17 protein-coding genes and 1 pseudogene are annotated in these 18,729 nt (G+C 59.3%); 5 read left to right on the top strand and 13 right to left on the bottom strand.

The features are described 5' to 3' along the window. Positions 1–21 precede the first annotated feature (21 nt). Both ACOYXH_RS06485 and ACOYXH_RS06480 read left to right on the top strand, forming a co-directional pair. Positions 22–771, top strand: a complete 750-nt coding sequence (locus ACOYXH_RS06485; protein ID WP_095047667.1) for a hypothetical protein — start codon at positions 22–24, stop codon at positions 769–771. Continuing rightward, positions 772–1,197, top strand: a complete 426-nt coding sequence (locus tag ACOYXH_RS06480; protein WP_095047668.1) for a DUF4952 domain-containing protein — start codon at positions 772–774, stop codon at positions 1,195–1,197. On the opposite strand, the gene ACOYXH_RS06475 is transcribed toward ACOYXH_RS06480, so the two are convergent. Together ACOYXH_RS06475 and xth are read right to left on the bottom strand one after the other, a co-directional pair. Further along, positions 1,179–2,021: an arylamine N-acetyltransferase family protein gene (locus ACOYXH_RS06475; protein ID WP_095047669.1), complete on the bottom strand. Its 843-nt coding sequence runs from the start codon at positions 2,019–2,021 to the stop codon at positions 1,179–1,181. The genes ACOYXH_RS06480 and ACOYXH_RS06475 overlap by 19 nt on opposite strands. Positions 2,022–2,122: 101 nt before the next feature. Next, positions 2,123–2,917, bottom strand: coding sequence for an exodeoxyribonuclease III (xth, locus tag ACOYXH_RS06470; RefSeq protein WP_095047670.1), 795 nt, complete (start codon positions 2,915–2,917; stop codon positions 2,123–2,125). A 129-nt stretch (positions 2,918–3,046) separates the two neighbouring features. Here xth and ACOYXH_RS06465 point away from each other — a divergent pair, with 129 nt between their 5' ends. After that, complete coding sequence (locus ACOYXH_RS06465) at positions 3,047–3,622, top strand: GNAT family N-acetyltransferase (protein ID WP_095047671.1); 576 nt, start codon at positions 3,047–3,049, stop codon at positions 3,620–3,622. Between the two features lie 4 nt (positions 3,623–3,626). On the opposite strand, the gene ACOYXH_RS06460 is transcribed toward ACOYXH_RS06465, so the two are convergent. The 3 genes and pseudogenes from ACOYXH_RS06460 to ACOYXH_RS06450 all read right to left on the bottom strand — a co-directional run bounded on the left by ACOYXH_RS06460 (position 3,627) and on the right by ACOYXH_RS06450 (position 6,628). Next, positions 3,627–5,069 carry a mechanosensitive ion channel family protein gene (locus ACOYXH_RS06460; protein WP_095047672.1) on the bottom strand — a complete coding sequence of 481 codons (1,443 nt, stop codon included), beginning with the start codon at positions 5,067–5,069 and terminating at the stop codon, positions 3,627–3,629. 199 nt (positions 5,070–5,268) lie between these two features. Next, positions 5,269–5,667 (bottom strand): annotated as a pseudogene (locus ACOYXH_RS06455) (isochorismatase family protein); the annotation flags it as partial. Between the two features lie 94 nt (positions 5,668–5,761). Next, positions 5,762–6,628, bottom strand: a complete 867-nt coding sequence (locus tag ACOYXH_RS06450) for a pirin family protein (protein ID WP_095047673.1) — start codon at positions 6,626–6,628, stop codon at positions 5,762–5,764. A gap of 105 nt (positions 6,629–6,733) precedes the next feature. Here ACOYXH_RS06450 and ACOYXH_RS06445 point away from each other — a divergent pair, with 105 nt between their 5' ends. Beyond that, entirely contained in the window at positions 6,734–7,642 is a 909-nt protein-coding gene (locus ACOYXH_RS06445; protein WP_095047674.1) for a LysR substrate-binding domain-containing protein, read from the top strand. A gap of 228 nt (positions 7,643–7,870) precedes the next feature. Beyond that, a complete protein-coding gene (dkgB, locus tag ACOYXH_RS06440) occupies positions 7,871–8,674 on the top strand; it encodes a 2,5-didehydrogluconate reductase DkgB (RefSeq protein WP_095047675.1) in 804 nt (267 codons plus the stop codon). Positions 8,675–8,685: 11 nt separating this feature from the next. On the opposite strand, the gene ACOYXH_RS06435 is transcribed toward dkgB, so the two are convergent. The 8 genes from ACOYXH_RS06435 to ACOYXH_RS06400 form a co-directional block, all read right to left on the bottom strand. Then, a complete protein-coding gene (locus tag ACOYXH_RS06435; protein WP_460410386.1) occupies positions 8,686–11,910 on the bottom strand; it encodes a transporter substrate-binding domain-containing protein in 3,225 nt (1,074 codons plus the stop codon). A 10-nt stretch (positions 11,911–11,920) separates the two neighbouring features. Next, entirely contained in the window at positions 11,921–12,547 is a 627-nt protein-coding gene (locus ACOYXH_RS06430) for a response regulator transcription factor (RefSeq protein WP_095047677.1), read from the bottom strand. Positions 12,548–12,682: 135 nt separating this feature from the next. Beyond that, positions 12,683–13,126: an ANTAR domain-containing protein gene (locus ACOYXH_RS06425; protein ID WP_095047678.1), complete on the bottom strand. Its 444-nt coding sequence runs from the start codon at positions 13,124–13,126 to the stop codon at positions 12,683–12,685. 89 nt (positions 13,127–13,215) lie between these two features. Then, on the bottom strand, positions 13,216–14,520 hold the full coding sequence (locus tag ACOYXH_RS06420) for an EAL domain-containing response regulator (RefSeq protein ID WP_095047772.1): 1,305 nt from the start codon (positions 14,518–14,520) through the stop codon (positions 13,216–13,218). Then, a complete protein-coding gene (locus tag ACOYXH_RS06415; RefSeq protein ID WP_095047679.1) occupies positions 14,498–14,908 on the bottom strand; it encodes a hypothetical protein in 411 nt (136 codons plus the stop codon). Before ACOYXH_RS06415 ends, ACOYXH_RS06420 begins: the two co-directional genes overlap by 23 nt. A 167-nt stretch (positions 14,909–15,075) precedes the next feature. Next, complete coding sequence (locus tag ACOYXH_RS06410) at positions 15,076–17,250, bottom strand: autotransporter outer membrane beta-barrel domain-containing protein (RefSeq protein ID WP_095124836.1); 2,175 nt, start codon at positions 17,248–17,250, stop codon at positions 15,076–15,078. 230 nt (positions 17,251–17,480) lie between these two features. Continuing rightward, positions 17,481–18,254 carry an OmpA family protein gene (locus tag ACOYXH_RS06405; RefSeq protein ID WP_258709519.1) on the bottom strand — a complete coding sequence of 258 codons (774 nt, stop codon included), beginning with the start codon at positions 18,252–18,254 and terminating at the stop codon, positions 17,481–17,483. A gap of 10 nt (positions 18,255–18,264) precedes the next feature. Then, positions 18,265–18,678 (bottom strand): DUF4398 domain-containing protein, encoded by a 414-nt coding sequence (locus ACOYXH_RS06400; RefSeq protein ID WP_245398035.1) that lies wholly within the window; start codon positions 18,676–18,678, stop codon positions 18,265–18,267. Positions 18,679–18,729 lie beyond the last annotated feature (51 nt).

Here is an 18,729-nt window from a genome sequence, read left to right as displayed (position 1 = left end):
CTGAAAGGAGTTGTAACCAGCATGGCGCAGGCAATCCTCAGCAATAACCGGGCTCCCTCGAATCGACAGGGTGGCAGTACGCATCCCGCAGCCGTTGTCACCAAATACACCAAACGAGCCGACGAAAACGGCTGGCTGAGTGTAAAACTCGAACCAAAAGGCACGCTCATCGCCCTCTGCGAATACACCAAAGTGACCTTCACCAAAGAGTCCGGTGGTCGAACCTACTTCCGGATTGCCGACGGCAATTCGGAGTTCGTCGGGCAGACGGCCAGCCTGAAAACCGAAAATGCCTTGAAGTACCTGATGGATACCCCGCCAACGGCGCCGGCCACCGTCAAGGTCAAGTACACCGGTGCACCGGTTCATGCGGTCTCGGAGTTCAAAGGCAAACTCCTGCAGCAATGGGCACAGGTCAGTTTCAATGGCAAAACGGCGAAGGTGACGCTGAACAGCCAGTGGGGCGGCGAATTTACCCCGATCCCTCCCGGACGCCACCGGATCATGGCCCCGGACCGCTCCCACGGAAATATCTCCACGGATGGCTACAAGGCACAAGGTAATCTGCATTGCACCGACGTCTGGTTTCCAATCGAACTGCAAGGCACAAAAGGCAACAGCAGTCGTTACATCCACGTCGGTCATTTGTCCGACGGCTGTGTCACCTTTTATGAGCTGATCAAATGGAACGACATCTACGACTACCTGATCTGCCGGCGAGTTAAAGGTGAAGGCGGGAAATATGTCGGTGAATTGCTGGTGGAGAAATAATTGAAACGGTTGCTACTTATCCGATTAATACCCGCGCTGTTGCTGGTCGTTGCCAACAGCGCCAGTGCCGACTTTGGCTGTGATGACTTTCTGTCGAAGCTCGCAGACAAGCCATCGTTTGTTGAATTCAAAGGCTGCACACAGGCGCTTGACCGCATGGGCCAGCCATTTTCCGCCAGCTATGAAGTGTCCGGGGCCAATGCTTCGAAAGCCGAACAGTACCTTGAACAGCACTTCGGGATTTCGCCGATCACGCGCGCCTGTTGTGTCTGGGACTCGACCCAAAATGGTTTCAGAGACCCGGCAACAGGCATCAACTACCTCATCAGCATTGGCTCAGAGGAGACAGAGGTCAGGCAACGGGAGTCGTGGGCCAAGATCAATCTGTTCACGATCCAGGTCGATGCTTACGCTGAAGATCCCTGACCAGACTCGATAAGGCGTCCTAGCACCGGCCTCAACAACTCCGGGCTCGCGACCCGAATCCCGAACTCAACCTCAAGCAGACCGAGTAGATCCCCGGCGTCCGCGATATCACGCCGCTCGCTCTCGGCGCCCATGCGGTGAACAGCGAAGCTGCCGTTGTTCAGCGTCTTGCGCCAGCCCTCACCGGTGCGCGCAACCATCAGGCGCTGACTGAACGGTGACTCAGGATGGGTCGAGACGTACCAGTTGCCAATGGTGTAATCGATGTCTTCCTGGCGTTGCAGGTCGAACAGGTACATCGGCCGCCATTCACCCGCCACGTTGGCACGCAGCATGTAGCCGTCGGCCTGTTTCTCAATGCGATAAGGTTCGTGAGGCGTTGGTTGCTCAGTCTCGGTGTCAAGGAGCAGCGGTGCAGTCGGCACCATGCCACCGAAGCCGACATCTGTGATGTAGCGCACGTCGTCGATAGTCACCAGACTCAAACGGTGTGTGCGCGCTGTCCAGCTGCCTTCGGGCTGATTCATTACCACGCGCCCGCTGATGGCCCGAGCGTCGAAGCCCAGTTCCAGCAACAGGGCAAAGAACAAGTTATTCAGTTCATAGCAGTAACCGCCGCGCCCACCGAGCAGGACTTTCTCTTCAATGGACGGCAGATCGATCAACACCGGCGCGCCGGTAATCGTCGCCAGATTCTCGAAAGGGAACACGCCGGTATGGCGCAGTTGCAGCAAGCGCAGGGTCACCAGTGTCGGTTCCGGTGGCGTTTCAAAACCCAGACGTTGCAGGTACAGCTTCAGATTCGTCAGGCGTGGCTCACTCATTGCTCGATCCTTATGCATGGGGCCGCAGGTCACTGCGTTGATGGTCGCCATGTATACGGGATCAGGCACTGTTTTCGACAATTGATTTCGCCAATCGCCCGCTAGCGTTTCTTGCGGGAACCGATGCGAATCCACGTCGGCGCATGGTCGCTGGCGTGCGGTTCATTGCGCACCCAGGCGTCTACGCCGGCTTCATGCAGATAAGGACTCAGCGCCGGGTTGAGCAGCAGATGATCGATGCGCAGACCGGAGTTGGTTTGCCAATGCTGCCGAAAGTAATCCCAAAACGTATAGAGCCGATCCTCGGGATACAGATGCCGCAGCGAATCGGTCCAGCCCTGATCGAGCAAGCGCTGATAACACTCGCGGCTCTCGGGTTGCAGCAGCGCATCCTTGAGCCAGGAGCGAGTGTTGTAGATGTCCATGTCGGTGGGCACGACGTTGTAGTCGCCGGCCAGCACCACCGGGTGATCGCTGCTTTGCAGGTCCTTTGCATAGCTGATCAGCCGTTCGAACCACGCTAGTTTGTAATCGAATTTCGGCCCCGGTTGCGGGTTGCCGTTGGGCAGGTACAGGCAACCGACCAACACGCCATGCACCGCCGCTTCCAGATAACGACTGTGCTTGTCATCGGGATCACCCGGCAGACCGCGCCGGCTCTCCAGCGGCTGCGCATCGCGGGCGAGAATCGCTACACCGTTCCAGGAGGCCTGGCCCTGCCAGATCGCGCCGTAACCGGCGGCTTCCAGTTCTGCTGCGGGAAACGCCGTGTCGACGGATTTGAGTTCTTGCAGGCAGGCGATATCCGGCTGCTCGCGCTTGAGCCAATCCAGCAGGTTCGGCAAACGCGCGCGTAAACCGTTGACGTTGTAAGTGGCGATTCGCAGGTTTTTCATCGGCTGAGGCTCCTGCCCAAGGGCTGTAAAAATTGTGACCCCGTGATCATCGCGCCGGTTGCATCGGATCAGTCTCGTGCGGCGTAATGGGCACTCGCCTTTTACCCGCACTGCCGAGACCGGAATCCCATGCAAACCACGCTGCAAGGTCAGCGCATCCTCTTGCGCCCGCTCCAGTATTCAGATGCCGACGCCCTGCTCCACGCTGCCGCTGACGGCGAGTTGTGGAACCTCACCGTCACCGTGGTGCCTTCGCCCAGCACTGTCGACAGTTATCTGAAAAAGGCACTCGATGGCCGTGACGCCGGCACGGTGATGCCGTTCGTGATCGTGTTGAAAGATAGCGGCCAAGTCATCGGCTCGACGCGCTTCTGGAAGATCGACCCGCTCAATCGCAAACTGGAAATCGGTAGCAGCTGGATCTCCGCGAGCTGGCAGAAATCCTTCGTCAACACCGAAGCCAAATACCTGATGCTGCGTCACGCCTTCGAAGTGCTCGACTGCGTGCGCGTGCAGTTCACCACTGACGAGAACAACCAGAAGTCGCGTAACGCGATCCTGCGGCTTGGCGCGCAGCAGGAAGGTATTGTCCGCCACGAGCGGATCATGCCGGACGGGCGCAAGCGCAACTCGGTGCGCTTCAGCATCATCGATGACGAATGGCCACAGGTGCGTCTGCACCTGGAACAGAAACTCGCTACCTGACCCTTCAGGCGCGATTACGCAGCCACTGCAAAAAGCCTCTTTTGGGTACAACCGCCGGCGCTTCCTCGGTCAGGGATTGCGCCTTGTGCAGGCGGAAATCGAGCAGCGTCTGCATCGCGTCGTGGATATCATGACGCGCATCGAGGCACGGTTTGAGGTACGACTTCTCGATGCGATACAACGCGCAAAAGGTCTTCGCCGAAAAGTCCGCCGGCAACGCGGTATCGGACAAGATTCCTGCCTCGCCAATCACCTCGCCCGGCCCCATGCGCCCGGACTCGAACGGTGTACCGTGGCGCTTCAACGTCACCGACACCACACCGGACTCGATAATGAACAAGTGATCGCTGACCTCCCCGCCCGCCAGAATGACTTCGCCGGCGCGGAAGGTTTGCAGGCTCATGTTCTGGCTGAAGGTGTCCTTCTCTTCCTGGCGCAGGGTTGAGAAAATCGGCGAGCTGTCGAGCAACGCCCGGGGCCGCGACAGGTTGGTCGGCGCAGCACTTTCATCGCTCGACAGCAGATTGACCCCGGAGGCCTGCAAGTGCCGATAGGCCAGATCGAACAACTGATTGCGCACCACCCGTTTCTCGCCCATTGAGGCGACGAAACCGCTGATCTCGTATTCCGCGCCACTGCTGCCGGAGCTTTTCAGTGCGACGCTCGGCGCAGGTATGTCGAGCAACTGGCGACAGCCCTGCATCGCCCGCTCCAGCGCATCGATCACCGAATTGGGCCGCGCATGCGGGCTTACCTGCACGCTGACCGCGACACCAAACATATTGCTCGGCCGGCTGAAATTGATGATCTTGGCCTTGGCCGCCAGCGAGTTGGGGATCACCGCCATGCTGCCCTGACTGGTTTGCAGGCGCGTGGCGCGCCAGTCGATATCGGTAACCCGGCCTTCGGTGCCGTCGATGGAAATCCAGTCATCGAGTTGATAAGGCTTGGTGGTGTTGAGGACGATCCCGGAAAACACATCGCTGAGCGTGCTCTGCAAGGCCAGACCGACAATGATCGCCAACGCCCCGGAGGTCGCCAGTACGCCTTTGACCGGCAGATCCAGCACATAGGCCAGCGCCGCGATGATCGCGATGAGGAAAATCACCGCGCCGAGCAAGTCCTGCAACAACCGCCCGGTGTGGCCGACCCGCTGCATCATCACCGCGCCGATCAACACCGTCAGGGTGCGCGCACCGAACAGCCACCAGCCAATCTGCAGGCCAGTCGCCGCTAGGTGCAGCGGCACGTTGTCGGCCCACGGCGCCGGCTCCATGGGATTGAGGCCTTCGTTGAACAGCAGCACGCTGAACAGGCTGAAAATCAGCACCCGCACCAGCAGTTTCCACTCGCTGCCATGGGAACTGATCAGACGCCATAAACCCAGATCGAGGAGGATCAGGATCAACGCGCAGAACAACGGATGTTCGGTGAGCAGAGACAGCATCAAACAACTCCGACGGGGGCCAATCGCGAGAAGATCGCACAGATTGAGCAAGTGTAGGAGCAATTGATTTCAGAGGATGAACACGCCCGCAAAAACACCACAAAACCCATGTAGGAGTGAGCCTGCTCGCGATGGCAGGGTATCAGTCAAAGAGACTTCGACTGACACTCCGCCATCGCGAGCAGGCTCACTCCTACATTTATTGCATAGGACTTGAGTTATGTACCGTTAGTCGGGTGCTGTAGCTGGTCATCAGGTTGCGGTAATCCGGGATGTGATTGGAGAACAACGTGCCCAGCCCTTCGATGTCGTTGCGCCAGTCGCGGTGCAGCTCGCAGGCCAGACCGAACCAGGTCATCAATTGCGCGCCAGCGCTGGACATGCGGTTCCACGCCGATTCACGGGTCAGTTCGTTGAATGTGCCGGAGGCGTCCGTCACCACGAACACATCGAAGCCCTCTTCCAGCGCCGACAGCGCCGGGAACGCCACGCAAACCTCAGTCACCACACCGGCAATGATCAATTGCTTCTTGCCAGTGGCCTTGATCGCCTTGACGAAATCTTCGTTGTCCCAGGCGTTGATCTGGCCCGGACGGGCGTGTTCATGTGCGTTTCCTCTTTTCTATAGGCAACAGCCATCCCTGGCCTGCGAACCGGACTACGCGTCCTGTGTAGAGCGCAGTGGTGGTGCGTTAAGCGTGCATCTGACCGAAGCGGCCGGACTGGAAGTCGGCGAAGGCCTGGTGGATTTCCTGCTCGGTGTTCATCACGAACGGGCCGTGGCCGACGATCGGTTCGTCGATCGGCTCGCCGCTGAGCAGCAACACCACCGCGTCCTGGCTGGCTTCGAGTGTCAGTTGATGGCCGTCACGCTCGAACAGCGCCAACTGCCCTTCACGCACCGATTCCACACCGTTGACCTGCACCGAACCTTTGAGCACCACCAGCGCGGTGTTGCGGCCTTCGTGCAAATCCAGCGTCAGCAACTTGCCGGCGTTCAGGCGCAGATCCCACACATCAATCGGTGTGAAAGTCCGCGACGGGCCGGTGTGGCCATCGAACTCACCGGCGATCAGGCGCAGGCGACCGGCGTTGTCCTTGAGCGCAATGCTCGGGATGTCGCTGTCGAGAATGGTCTGGTAGCCCGGCGCGGCCATTTTGTCTTTGGCCGGCAGGTTGACCCACAACTGGACCATTTCCAGTTTGCCGCCGGTTTTGGCGAAGTTTTCCGAATGGAATTCCTCGTGGAGGATCCCGGAAGCCGCAGTCATCCATTGCACATCGCCCGGGCCGATCACACCGCCACTACCGGTCGAATCGCGGTGCTGAACCTCGCCTTCATAAACAATAGTCACGGTTTCGAAACCACGGTGCGGATGCTGACCAACGCCACGCCGTTCGATGGTCGGGGTGAAATCGGCTGGACCGGCGTGATCGAGCAGCAGGAACGGGCTGATGTGTTTGCCCAGGTTGTCGTAGGAAAACAGCGTGCGAACCGGGAAACCATCGCCGACCCAATGGCCGCGCGGGCTGGTGTAGATACCGATGATGTTTTTCATGGTTGTCTCCAATTTGGGTGAGTGACGCGATGGATCAAGCTTAAATCCATGACCATTAATGCACTAGACTGCAAAAATCAGCCTTAGCGTTCTATATGGAGAACGATGGTGGAAGACCTCAACACCCTTTACTACTTTACCCAAGTGGTCGAACATCATGGTTTCGCCGCCGCCGGGCGCGCACTGGACATGCCCAAATCGAAGCTCAGCCGACGGATTTCCGAACTGGAAGAACGCCTTGGCGTGCGCTTGCTTCACCGCACCAGCCGCCATTGTTCGTTGACCGAAATCGGTCAGGCCTATTACCAGCGCTGCCTGGCCATGCGCGTCGAAGCCGAAAGCGCCGCCGAGCTGATCGAACGCAACCGCTCCGAACCGCAGGGACTGGTGCGCCTGAGTTGCCCGACAGCGCTGCTCAACTCGTGGGTCGGGCCGATGCTCACCCGTTACATGCTCAAATACCCGCTAGTGGAATTGTTTATCGAGAGCACCAACCGCCGCGTCGATCTGCTGCACGAAGGCTTCGACATTGCCTTGCGCGTGCGTTTTCCACCGCTGGAGAACACCGACATGGTCATGAAGGTGCTGGGCAACAGCACGCAATCGGTGGTCGGCAGCCCGCAGTTTGTCGAACGCCTGTCGTCACCGCCCTCACCTGCCGACCTCAACGGCTTGCCGAGCCTGCACTGGGGCGCGGCGCAGCGCGAATATCAATGGGAGCTGCTCGGGCCGAATGACAACACGGCACTGATTCGCCATACGCCACGCATGGTCACCGATGATTTGATTGCCCTGCGTCAGGCGGTGATTGCCGGCGTTGGCGTGGCGCATTTGCCGAGTGTGGTGGTGCGTGAGGACATTGCGGCCGGTCGTGTGGTGGAGTTGATTCCCGGTTGGGCGCCGAAGTGCGGCGTAGTGCATGCGATTTTCCCTTCGCGGCGCGGGTTATTGCCGTCAGTGCGCACGTTGATTGATTTTCTCGGCGAGGAATTTGCCCACAGTGACATTGCCTGAATCGGTGGTGCGCCCTTCGCGAGCAGGCTCGCTCCCACAAGGATTTTGTGAACACCACAGATCTCCTGTGGAAGCGAGCCTGCTCGCGAAGAGGCCAGCCCGGACAACACAAATCCTGAAAATGATTCATGACTTCTGATCAACAGTGCTTTGCCCCGCCAGCGGTTTTTCTCAACGATGCAGACGCCGATACTCCTGCCCATTCCCACTGCAACCCTGGAGTTTTTCATGTCTGTTCCCGCTTTTGGTCTGGGTACATTTCGCCTGCAAGGCCAGGTCGTCATTGATTCGGTGAGCACCGCTCTCGAACTCGGCTACCGGGCCATCGACACCGCGCAAATCTACGAAAACGAAGCCGACGTCGGCGAGGCCATCGCAGCCAGCGGCATACCGCGCGAAGAGCTGTTCATCACCAGCAAGATCTGGGTCGCCAACTTCGCCCAGGATCGCTTGATCGACAGCCTCAAGGAAAGCCTGCAAAAACTGCAGACCGACTACCTCGACCTGACGCTGATTCACTGGCCGTCGCCGGAAAACCAAGTGCCGGTCGAAGAGTTTATGGGCGCCCTGCTCGAAGCCAAGCGTCTGGGCCTGACCCGACAGATCGGTGTTTCCAACTTCACCATCGAGCTGATGCAACAGGCGATCGCGGCGGTCGGTGCCGACAACATCGCTACTAATCAGATTGAACTGCACCCGTATCTGCAAAACCGCAAAGTGGTCGAGTTCGCCCAGAGCCAAGGCATCCACATCACCTCGTACATGACCCTCGCCTACGGCGAAGTGCTGCAAGATCCGCTGATCCAGCAGATCGCCCAGCGCCTGCAAGCCACCCCGGCGCAAATCACCCTGGCCTGGGCCATGCAGTCTGGCTACGCGGTGATTCCGTCGTCGACCAAGCGCGCCAACCTGCAAAGCAACCTTACCGCTACAGCGCTGACACTGAGCGACGCCGATATGGCGCTGATTGCCACGCTTGATCGCGACCATCGCCTGACCAGCCCGAAAGGCATCGCGCCGCACTGGGACTGAGCCGGCGCCCGTCAGATTTGCAAGCGTTGCGCGAGTCCGGCCATGGCCTTGCGCAACGTCTCGCTCGCCACGTCCAGCGGCGCCGCGTGCGTCTCGCGACACGCCTGCTCGAGCGCTACACATGCCGCCACCACCCGCGCCGCGCCGACCATCTGCGCCCCACCCTTGATGTGATGCGCCAGCTCGCGCAACCCTGCGCGATCCTGCTCCTGCTGCAAAAGCTCCAGACGTTGCAGATCGAGGCGCACGCTGTTCAACACTTCCTTGCGCAACTGTTCGATCAAGGCACGATCATCCCCAGCCATTTGCTCCAGCGTGCTCAGGTCGATTTCCGTCAGCGCGGCCACCTCGCCGGGGTCCACCGTCTTCTCGCAATGACTGGCAGCCGTCAACGCCTGCGCCAGGTCGTGCAAGCGGATCGGTTTGAACAGGCATTCGTCCATGCCGGCATTCAGGCAGCGCGTCCTTTCCTCAGCTTGCGCATTGGCGGTAAAGCCGAGGATCAGACAAGGCTTGCGGCCGGCATGCGACTCGGCATCGCGGATGGCCCGCGCCAGTTGGTAACCGTTGCGCCGCGGCATGTTGCAATCGGTGATCACCACATCGAACGCCTGCGCCCGCCACTGCTTCAGGCCTTCATCACCGTTCTCGGTGTCGACGGTGCGATGGCCGAGTTCACTCAACTGCCAGCACAACAGCAATCGGTTCACCGGATGATCGTCCACCACCAGAACACTCAGTGAAGCCGTTACCGCAAGCGCTGCTTGCGGAGCACTTGGCGCGCGAGCCAGAGCAGCCAACAACGGCAGTTCAAGACTGACTTCGACGCGTGTGCCTTCACCCGGTGCACTGTCAAGCCGCAGCGTACCGCCCATCATTTCACAGAGGTTGCGACTGATGACCAGCCCCAGCCCGGAACCACTGCGGGCTGATTGCGAGTCATGGCTCGCCTGCACGAAAGGGTTGAACAGCCGTCGTCGGTCGTCGGCGTTAATCCCCACCCCGCTGTCTTCAATAAGCACTTTCACACTCAGGCGTTCCGCCGTCGCGGTGGTCACCGTCAGCCGTAGACTGACCTCGCCCTCCTCGGTGAACTTGATCGCGTTGCTCAACAGATTCGACAGCACTTGTTTGAAGCGCGTCGGATCAATCAGCACGTCAATGTTGCTGCGGGCATCAAGTTCGATGTGCCACAACAAGCGCTTCTGCCGCGCCAGCCCTTCAAACACTCGACACACCGACACCACCTGCTCACGCAGGTTGGCACGCTCAGGCACGAGGGACAAATGCCCGGTCTCGATCCGCGCGATGTCGAGGATGTCGCCGATCAACGCCAGCAACTGTTGCCCGGCGTTGGATGCCACCTGAATCGCCAAGCGATCGGTCACGCCTTCCTCGGCGCGCTTCAAGGCCAGTTCGAGCATGCCGATCAAGGCGTTCATCGGCGTGCGAATTTCATGGCTCATGGTCGCCAGAAACGTGGTCTTGGCGCGATTGGCATCATCTGCCACGTCCTTGGCTTCCTGCAATTGCTGCAACCATTGCTGGCGCCGGCGAATCTGTTGGCGTTGAAAAACGATCCAGGCCAGCGCAAGCGCCAGCAACACCGCCGCACCGGCAAAACCGAGGAGAATCTCGCGACGATGGCGTAACCAATAACTGTCTTCCACAACCACATCGTGGCTCCAGCGCTCTACCAGTTCGTCCATCTGTGGCGGGGCGATGCTCAACAACGCCTTGTTCAGGATCGAATGCAATGCTGTCATCTGCGGTGCCGTCGCCAACGCAATGCGCGCCGGTTGATCGCCGATGGTGCCGGTAATGCGCAGACGCTCACGGTAGTGACGTGCGATCAGAAAGCGCGCCACCAGCAATGAACTCACCGTGGCATCGACCTGACCCTTGGCAATCAACGCCACGCCTTCAGCGGGGCTTTTGACTTCGACCAGACGGATGCGCGGCACGCGGCTTAACAGGTAAGCACGTAACGGATGGCCGCGATAAATCGCCAGCCGTTTATCGGCCAGATCATCGAGGTTGAGCGGTCCCTGCGCGGTGATTACGCTGACCAGCACAAACGGATTATTCAGGTAGGCACGGGTAAATTGCAGTTCGGCTTCGCGCTCGCTGCTCGGTGTCACCACCGGCAATACATCCAGTTCACCGGCCTTGAGCTGTTCGATCTGCCGATCCAGCGACGTCCCGCGCACGATCTCGAAGTTCAACCCGCTGCGCTGGCTGATCAGACTCAGCAGTTGCGCCGACAGTCCGCTGAAACGGCCATCGGCATCAAAAAATGTCAGCGGCGCGAAATCTTCGATGGCTCCAACCCGGACAACTGGATGCTGGTCCAGCCATTCCTGCTCATTCGCACTGAGCTGCACCCGCGACTGTTCAGCCATATCGGCGAGGCCGACGCTCCAGCGTAGCTCGATGCGCTGGCGCCGCTCCATGGGGATGGCCGTCAATGCCTTGTCGACGATGCGTTTGAGGCGCCCATCGCTGCGCAACAGCGCGAAGCCGAACGAATTGGCGTCCAGCCCGGCCGGACCGGCCAATTGCAGGTCGTTACGATAATTGGTGTTGATCAGGTAGTTGGCACTGATGAAGTCGCCCAGATAAACATCGTCCGCGCCGAAGGCCACCGCACCGAGCGCATCCATCGCCGACGGGTAACGCTGCACACTTGCCCGGGGATAAAACGCCTGCACGCTGGCCAGAGGCAGATAGTCCTCGACCATGGCCAGGCGCTTGCCGGCCAGATCGGTGGGCAATTGTTCATCGAGTCGAGTCACCAGCATCGGCTGATCTTCGGCGTAGGCACGGGACAGGATGAAGGCCGGGTCGGCGGCTTCAAAACTGTTGGAGGTCCCCAGCAGATCGAGATCGCCGCGTTTGAGTGCCGCCATCACGGCATCGCGGTTGGCGAAACGGCGGACTTCGATGCGCACGCCGAGCAACTGCCCCAGCAGGTCGGCGTAATCGGCGGTCAGCCCTTCGAGTTCCTGTTGATTACGGGTGATCTCGAACGGCGGGTAATCCGGCCCGGAAATGCCCATGCGCAACACCGGATGCTGACGCAGCCATTGCCGGTCCTGTTCATCCAGGCGCAGCTGGACATTTTCCAGTCCGGTACGGGTCAGCACTTGCAGCACCTGCGGCGTGTCGCTTGCCCAACAGGTGGCCATCAGCGTCAGCCACAGCCACAGCCAGACAATCCGGCGCCCCTGCCTCATGTCTGTCCGCTCAGATCACATGATTGCGCTTGGCGAAATCGCGCAAGTGTACCGCTGAGTTCACCCCGAGTTTTTTCATCAGACGGGTCTTATAGGTGCTGACGGTTTTGTGACTCAGGTGCATGTCCTCAGCAATCGCCTTGTTGGACTTGCCCCGCCCCAGTTGCGCGAAAATGCTCAACTCACGGTCGGAGAGCTGCTCGATCATCTGTTTTTCCGTGATCTGCACGGCATTCAGCGTACTGAAATGGTCCGGGAGCGCAGAGAAAAAGGTATGCCCCGACACCACCGCCCGGATGGCATTGCGCAACTGCTCCAACTGATTGGTTTTGGTCACGTAGGCCATGGCCCCGGCGCGCACACAGCGTTCCTGATAGAACATCGGCTCGTGTGTACTGAACACCAGCACTCGACAATGAAGATCATTGGCCTTGATCCGGGCCAGCACCTCCAGCCCGCCGAGCACTGGCAGATTCAGGTCGAGGATCACCAATTGAGGCTTGTGTTCACGAATAAGCGAGATCACCTCGTTGCCTTGGGACGCCTCGTATATCTGCTTGAATCCTTCGGCTTGCAACACGATCCGGATGGCGGCACGCACCACCGGATGATCGTCGACGATCAGCGCTAACTTCATGGCCACTCCCGGTGCAAAGACTGACGGTCAGGCCACCGATGGGGGCTGATCCAGACTCAGTGGCTGCACAGGGACTGTTGCATGGAACGGGGAGCAAAGCACCTGTCAGGTCTGACAGTTGCGGCCGGGGACTTTTTATGCATGCGCAACGTACTGCATCAGCGGGTGTGGCTTGTGAGCGGCCGGTTTACCTGGCTTTGCGGGCACATCGACCAGCGCCATCAACTGACTGATCGACTGTTTTGAAGGCAACGTCAAATGACTGATCTGCACATTCTCCTGAGCGAACCCCGAGGTCTGTTGCAACGGCGCCGTGCCTTCGTTATAGATCAACGCCTGACGAATCTGCGGGTTATCAAGGAAAAACCCCAGCAGATCCAGCGAACGCGCCGCCAGTTCGGCATTGATGACCACCACATCGAACGGCTCACAACCGTAGTCCACCAGCGTCAACAGCTCAGTGAGGCTTTGCACCGGGGCCACGCGGTAGTAATCGAGGCTGTTGAACAGACGCTCGATTTTCATCCGGTGGAAATGCTGCGAATCTGCTATCAGGATGCGCAGGGCTTTATTGATCATGCTCAATCTCCCGGTGTCACGGTTTCTGGGTGCGGCAAGACTACGCAAGCCACACGACAGGATCTGTAGGACTTTTCCTAAAAGAAGGTTCACTCATCCAAGTCACGCCGATCACTGTGCTGCTGCAACCAAAGCAACAGATCAGCCCCGGACATCGGCCGCGCATACCAATAGCCCTGCCCTTGGGAACACCCCAATGCCAACAGTTCACGGCGCTGTGCATCGGTCTCGATCCCTTCGATCACCACGCTCATGCCGAGGGTTTCACCCAACGCCAGTGTGCTGCTGATCGCCGCCCGGCATCGCGGTTCGTGCTCAAGATTGCGGATGAATTCGGCGTCGAGCTTGATCTCGTTGAACGGCAACTGACACAAGCGCTGCAAAGATGAGAAGCCGGCGCCGAAGTCATCGATCGATAGACGACAGCCCATCATTCGCAGGCGGACGAGGCTTTCCAGGCTGGTGGCCGGCGCTTCTAGCAGACCGCTTTCGGTCAGTTCGAAAGTCAGGCCTGCACCGCAAGCGCCGTGGTGCGCCAGAAGGTTCTTCAACGTGGTCGTGAGCTGCGCATTGGCCAACTGCACAGCGTGCAGATTGAACGCAACATTCAGGAAAACTCCCTGTGCACGGGCACTTCGTTGCACGCCCAGTGCCTGCTCGATCTGCGCAAACAGTAGCTCGTCGAGCAACCCGCAACGCTCCAGTACAGGCATGAACAAAGCGGGCGAAAGGATGCCGTGGGTCGGATGGAGCCAGCGGCATAGCACCTCTACACCACAGACCTCACCGGTCTGCAGGTTGAATTTGGGCTGATACCAGGCCTGCAATTGCTGCTGCGCCAACGCCTGACGAACCGATGCCTCACTGGCCAGCGTCACGGCAGCGGCCGTGGGTTGCGCCAGAGCAGGCCTGTCGAGGGATTTGCTCAGCAGATTCGCCAGCACTTGCACATGCAAAGGCTTGCCTACATCGCCCAGCAGTTCCAGGCCAAGCAACGCCACCATCTGATGCACCGCACGACGTAGGTCTGCCGACAGCGAACTACTGATGATCACCGACTTGACCTGCCCCGAGGCCCCCACCCGCTGCAGAAACTCCAGCCCGTCCATCCCCTCCATCTGCAAATCGCACAGGGCGACATCGACGGTACCGACTTCCTGCAAGAGCGCCAGCGCCTGAGCTCCGTCACTGGCCTCGAAGATTTCGCGACAACCCAGCGTACGCAGCATGTTGACCGCCACCGAGCGCTGGAACGCATGGTCTTCCAACACCAACACACGCAGCGGCAGAGCAGGCACGGCGATTGAGTCGTCGATGCCGGGAGCATGGTGTGTCGTGGCCAATCGCGTATTCGACTCGCCAGCAGAGATCTCAACGGTTGTGGGATTGTTCATGAACATCGAGGTGCTCCAGCAAAGGGCCAAGGGTTTGCCGGTCCGGGGTACGGATCAGCATCAACTGTCGTCGGTGGTTGGCATAAATCGTCTGAGCCTGCGGCTGGCCGCGAACGGTGTCATGAATCACGCCGTGGCGAATCTGTGCATTGCTTGCAAAGAACCGCACCCAATCCACGCCAGTGGCGGCGATCAACCCCGCGTTGATGATCATCAGGTCAAAGTGCTGGAAGGGCTCGCTGGAGTAATGGGTCACGCCCAACAACTCACGAAACGAGTGCACCCGCGTCAGTTCGCGACAGCCCAGTTCTTTAAAGGTCTTGCCGATTCGGGCGTGCAACGCAGGCTCCTCGTCGGCAATCAGAATTCGCCAGCTTTTGTAGGACATTGGTTTCGACAGAGGTAGAAAAGGTCGCCGCTCGCGGCGTAAGAGGCGACACACTAGGCAAAACAGTCGTCAAAGCATGTAGGACGAGTCTGAAAAAACACCAAGAAATCTCCGACACCCTTTGAAGAACAACGCCACGTCGGAAGGATCCGACGTGGCAACCCGCCTCACCAAAGGTAGCGATACCCCAGGCTCACTCCGAATGGCTGTTCGATGCCATTGCCCTTGGCGTACTCGGCATCCAGCGAGATCTTGCTTTTCTCACTGACCTGCAATACGCCGCCGAAGCCGAGTTCGACGCGGTTGCCCGGCAGCTCGGCATCGAGTTTGTTGCCATTGACGCTGACCTTGCTGCTGCCGGCATGCTCGGTGATGTACGACGCTTTGACATACGGTTGGGCCTTCATGCCATTGCTCAGCTCCAGGCTGCGACCGAACAGCGAACCGACACGGCTTTGCAGTGAATCCAGATCATCGGACTTGACGCGCAGGCCGTTGCTGGCGGTGTAACTGGCCCCTTGGGTGCGGGTCGCAGTGATTTCCAGTTGCGGCTCGACGAACCAGCCATCCTTCAGATTGATGCGCTTGCCAACCTCGATATCAGCACCGACACCATTAGTGCTGTAGGAACCTTTTACCGCTTGCCCCAGATTGTTCGGCGTTTTGATGTCCGTATCGAAACGGCTGTACTTCAGGACGCTGTCAACGTAGACGCCATTGTCATTGAGGTAAGTGGCGTAAATGCCGAACATGCGGCTGTCGATATCGCCCGACGCCCCTTCACCGAAATCCAGATCGGAACGCGCAGTACCGACCATGCCACCGACATAAATCTTGCCGCTGTCCACTGCGAAAGCCTTGTCGGCACCGATTTCCAGACCGCTGACGTCCTGGGAATAGGCGCGGCTGGAATGCTCGCTCACATCGAAACGCTTGCCGATGGCGCGGGTCCAGAGCCCCCCGTCATCCTCGCCCATGCGCAACTCGCCGAGGCGCTTGACCAGAGCGTTCATCTGCGCGTTCCACAGGCTGGCGCCGGCGGTGTGCGCGGCGATGGCGGCGTTGGCCCCTTTGGACAGGTTTTCCGGCGCCGGGTCGATCGGGCGCGGCGGTGGCGTCACAGGGCCCACCGGATCCACTGGATTGACCGGATCAACTGGCGTCACTGGCTCCACCGGATTGCCGGGGTCTACTGGCGTCTCTGGATCCACCGGCGTTACCGGATCAACCGGAATCGCTCCCCCGCTCGCCAGTACCCAGTCATCACCCTGTTGGCGCAAGGTATAGCGGAATGCACCCGCATCGACGTGGCCGCCATACAGGGCGAATTTCGCGCTGCCGCCGTTCGTATCGACCAACAGCAAGCGGCCATCGGAGGTCGTCGGTTCATTACCGCTATCGCCGACGATCAACGTGTGATCACCACTGGCCATGCCGGCGCCTTGCACGATCAGCAAATCATCACGCTGATTGGCGATATCGGTATTCATCAAAATGCTGCCGCTACCGGAAAGAGCATTGACCGTAAGCGTCTTGAACGTACCGTCGCTGCCCGGCGCGAATGCCAGACGCCCGCCATTGAGGGTCAGCGAGTCCACCGTGTTCACGCCGTTCTCCATGACATTCACCGTGCCACCTGCGTCTGCCACAAGGCCATTGGCTTGGGCACCCGTGTAGAGATTGACCTGACCACCGTTGCTGACCGTACTGTTATTGGCCGTGCCAGTGGCGTACACGCTTTGGGTACCACCCTGCACGCGCGTGTCATTGGCCACCGCCCCGCCGACCAGGCCACGGCGCAGGGTTTGCTCACCGCCTGCGTTAATCACGCTGCCGTTAGCCACCGCCATGTTGATCAGGTTTTGCGTACCGCCAGCACCGACCTGGCTATCGTTGGCAATCGCCATGATATCCAGCGTCTGTACGCTGCCCGCATTGATCAGCGTGCGGTTGGCCGTGGAACGAGTGACGGTCTGCTGACTGGCATTGAGCACGGTGTCATTGGCAATACCGCTGGTGCCCACCATCTGTGAGCCGCCGTTATTGACCACCGTGCCATGGCTGACGCCACTGAGAACGTTTTGTGTCGCACTGTCTACTACGGTGTCGTAGGTCACACCGTTCTGAAATACGCTCTGCGTCCCACTACCGCTGACCGTGGTGCGATGGGCCGTGCCGTTGGTTCCGATCGATTGCACGCCGGTGGTAACGCTTTCGTCATAAATCACTGCCCCGCCATTGACTGAAGAGGTATAGGCACTGGCGTGCAGTGGCAGCAAAAACGCAATGGCGACGGCCACGGCGACTGGGTTGCGCTGGAACAACGGGGAACGGGTTTTCATCAACAGAACCTCACGTGCGCCCTCTTGGGCAACGGCGTAAATCGAGTTGAGTCAGAACCTTTGAGGGAACCGGTTCGCACTCGGGGAACCGGCAATTTAGAGAATCGAAGGGACTTTCTGAGTAGGATTTTTCCTTGTCTTTGTAGGAAATTTCCCAAGAGCATTGATCGGTCTTGACCCATGCTCAGATGCAAGAAAGCGAGCCCGTTGCAGGCTCGCTTGATCGCTCATCAGCCGCGTGCACCGACCACGCTTGAACCGTAAGAGATGATGACCTCCACCCGACGGTTGAGCTGACGGGAGCGAGCATTGCCGTTATCGGCAATCGGAAATTGCTTGCCGTAGCCTTTGGTGATCAGCCGATCAGCGCCGATGCCCATTTGCTTGAGCGCGAAAGCCACGGCGTCTGCGCGCCGCTCCGACAGACGCTGATTGAAATCGTCACCGCCGACATCGTCGGTAAACCCTTCGATGCGCACCTTGCGTTCAGGGTTGGCCGCCAGATACTGCGCCAGTTGTTCGAAGTTGCGCTGGCTGCCGTACTTGAGATCGGCCTTGCCGGTGTCGAACAGCACATCGCCGAAGGTCACGACTTCCCCGCGCTGGGTTTTCTGCGCTTTCATCGCTTGCAGCGCCTTGAGCTGCTGAGTGCGCACGTCGAGTTGCACCTGGGTACGCTCGGCGTCGATTTTCTTCAGACCCGCCTCTGCTTGGCGGCCGGCAATGGTCTGCTCGGCCAGGGCGATTTTCTGGCTGGCCAGATAGGCCAATTGATCGACTTGCGATGCCTGGCGGTCCTTCTGCGACGCCTGGTCGGCCGCGTTCAACGCCGTAAAGGCAGACTTGGTTTCAATAGCTGCGAGGGTGTTGGCTTCCGGCTTGTTTTGCAGCGCCGCGAACTGTTCGCGGGCTTGCAGCAGTTGCGGGTTTTCAGGCGGCGTGGCGCAACCGGCCAGTGTCAGAGCGATCAGCGAAGCGATGGGCAACAGTTTGAAATTCGACATGAACAAGTCCTTATTGAGCGCTGGCTGGCGGATTGAAACCGGTGACCGGGTCTTGCAGCATTTCCTGCTTGAGCACCTCAATGCCATTGCGCGCGTCAGCCAATTGTTTCTGCCATTTCACAGCGCGCGATTTACGTTCGGCGAGGTTGGCATCGGCTTCGATCTGTTCGGCCAACAACTTGGCTTGCGGGTAGTTTTTCTCACCGAGGGCGCGTTCCATCTGGAACATCTTGTCTTGCGCTGCCTTCATTTCCAACGGTGCGTATTGGGTTGCTTCGGCCGACACCGCACGGTTGACCGCGTCCTTGGACAAGCTGATCTGTTGCTCTGGAAGCGGCGCGCTGGCGCAGGCACTCAACGCCGCAGCGACGGCCAGTCCACAGACGGCCAATCGTGCACGGGAAGACATACGTGGAAGGGTCATCAACAGCTCCAAATGTTAACCAGTGAAGTGAGCTCGGCTGTATGCCGAGAC

This window comes from Pseudomonas sp. Mb7 (genome assembly GCF_054790525.1).
The sequence above is the reverse complement of the archived record's forward strand: the minus strand, read 5'-3'. Positions and strand labels throughout refer to the sequence as shown.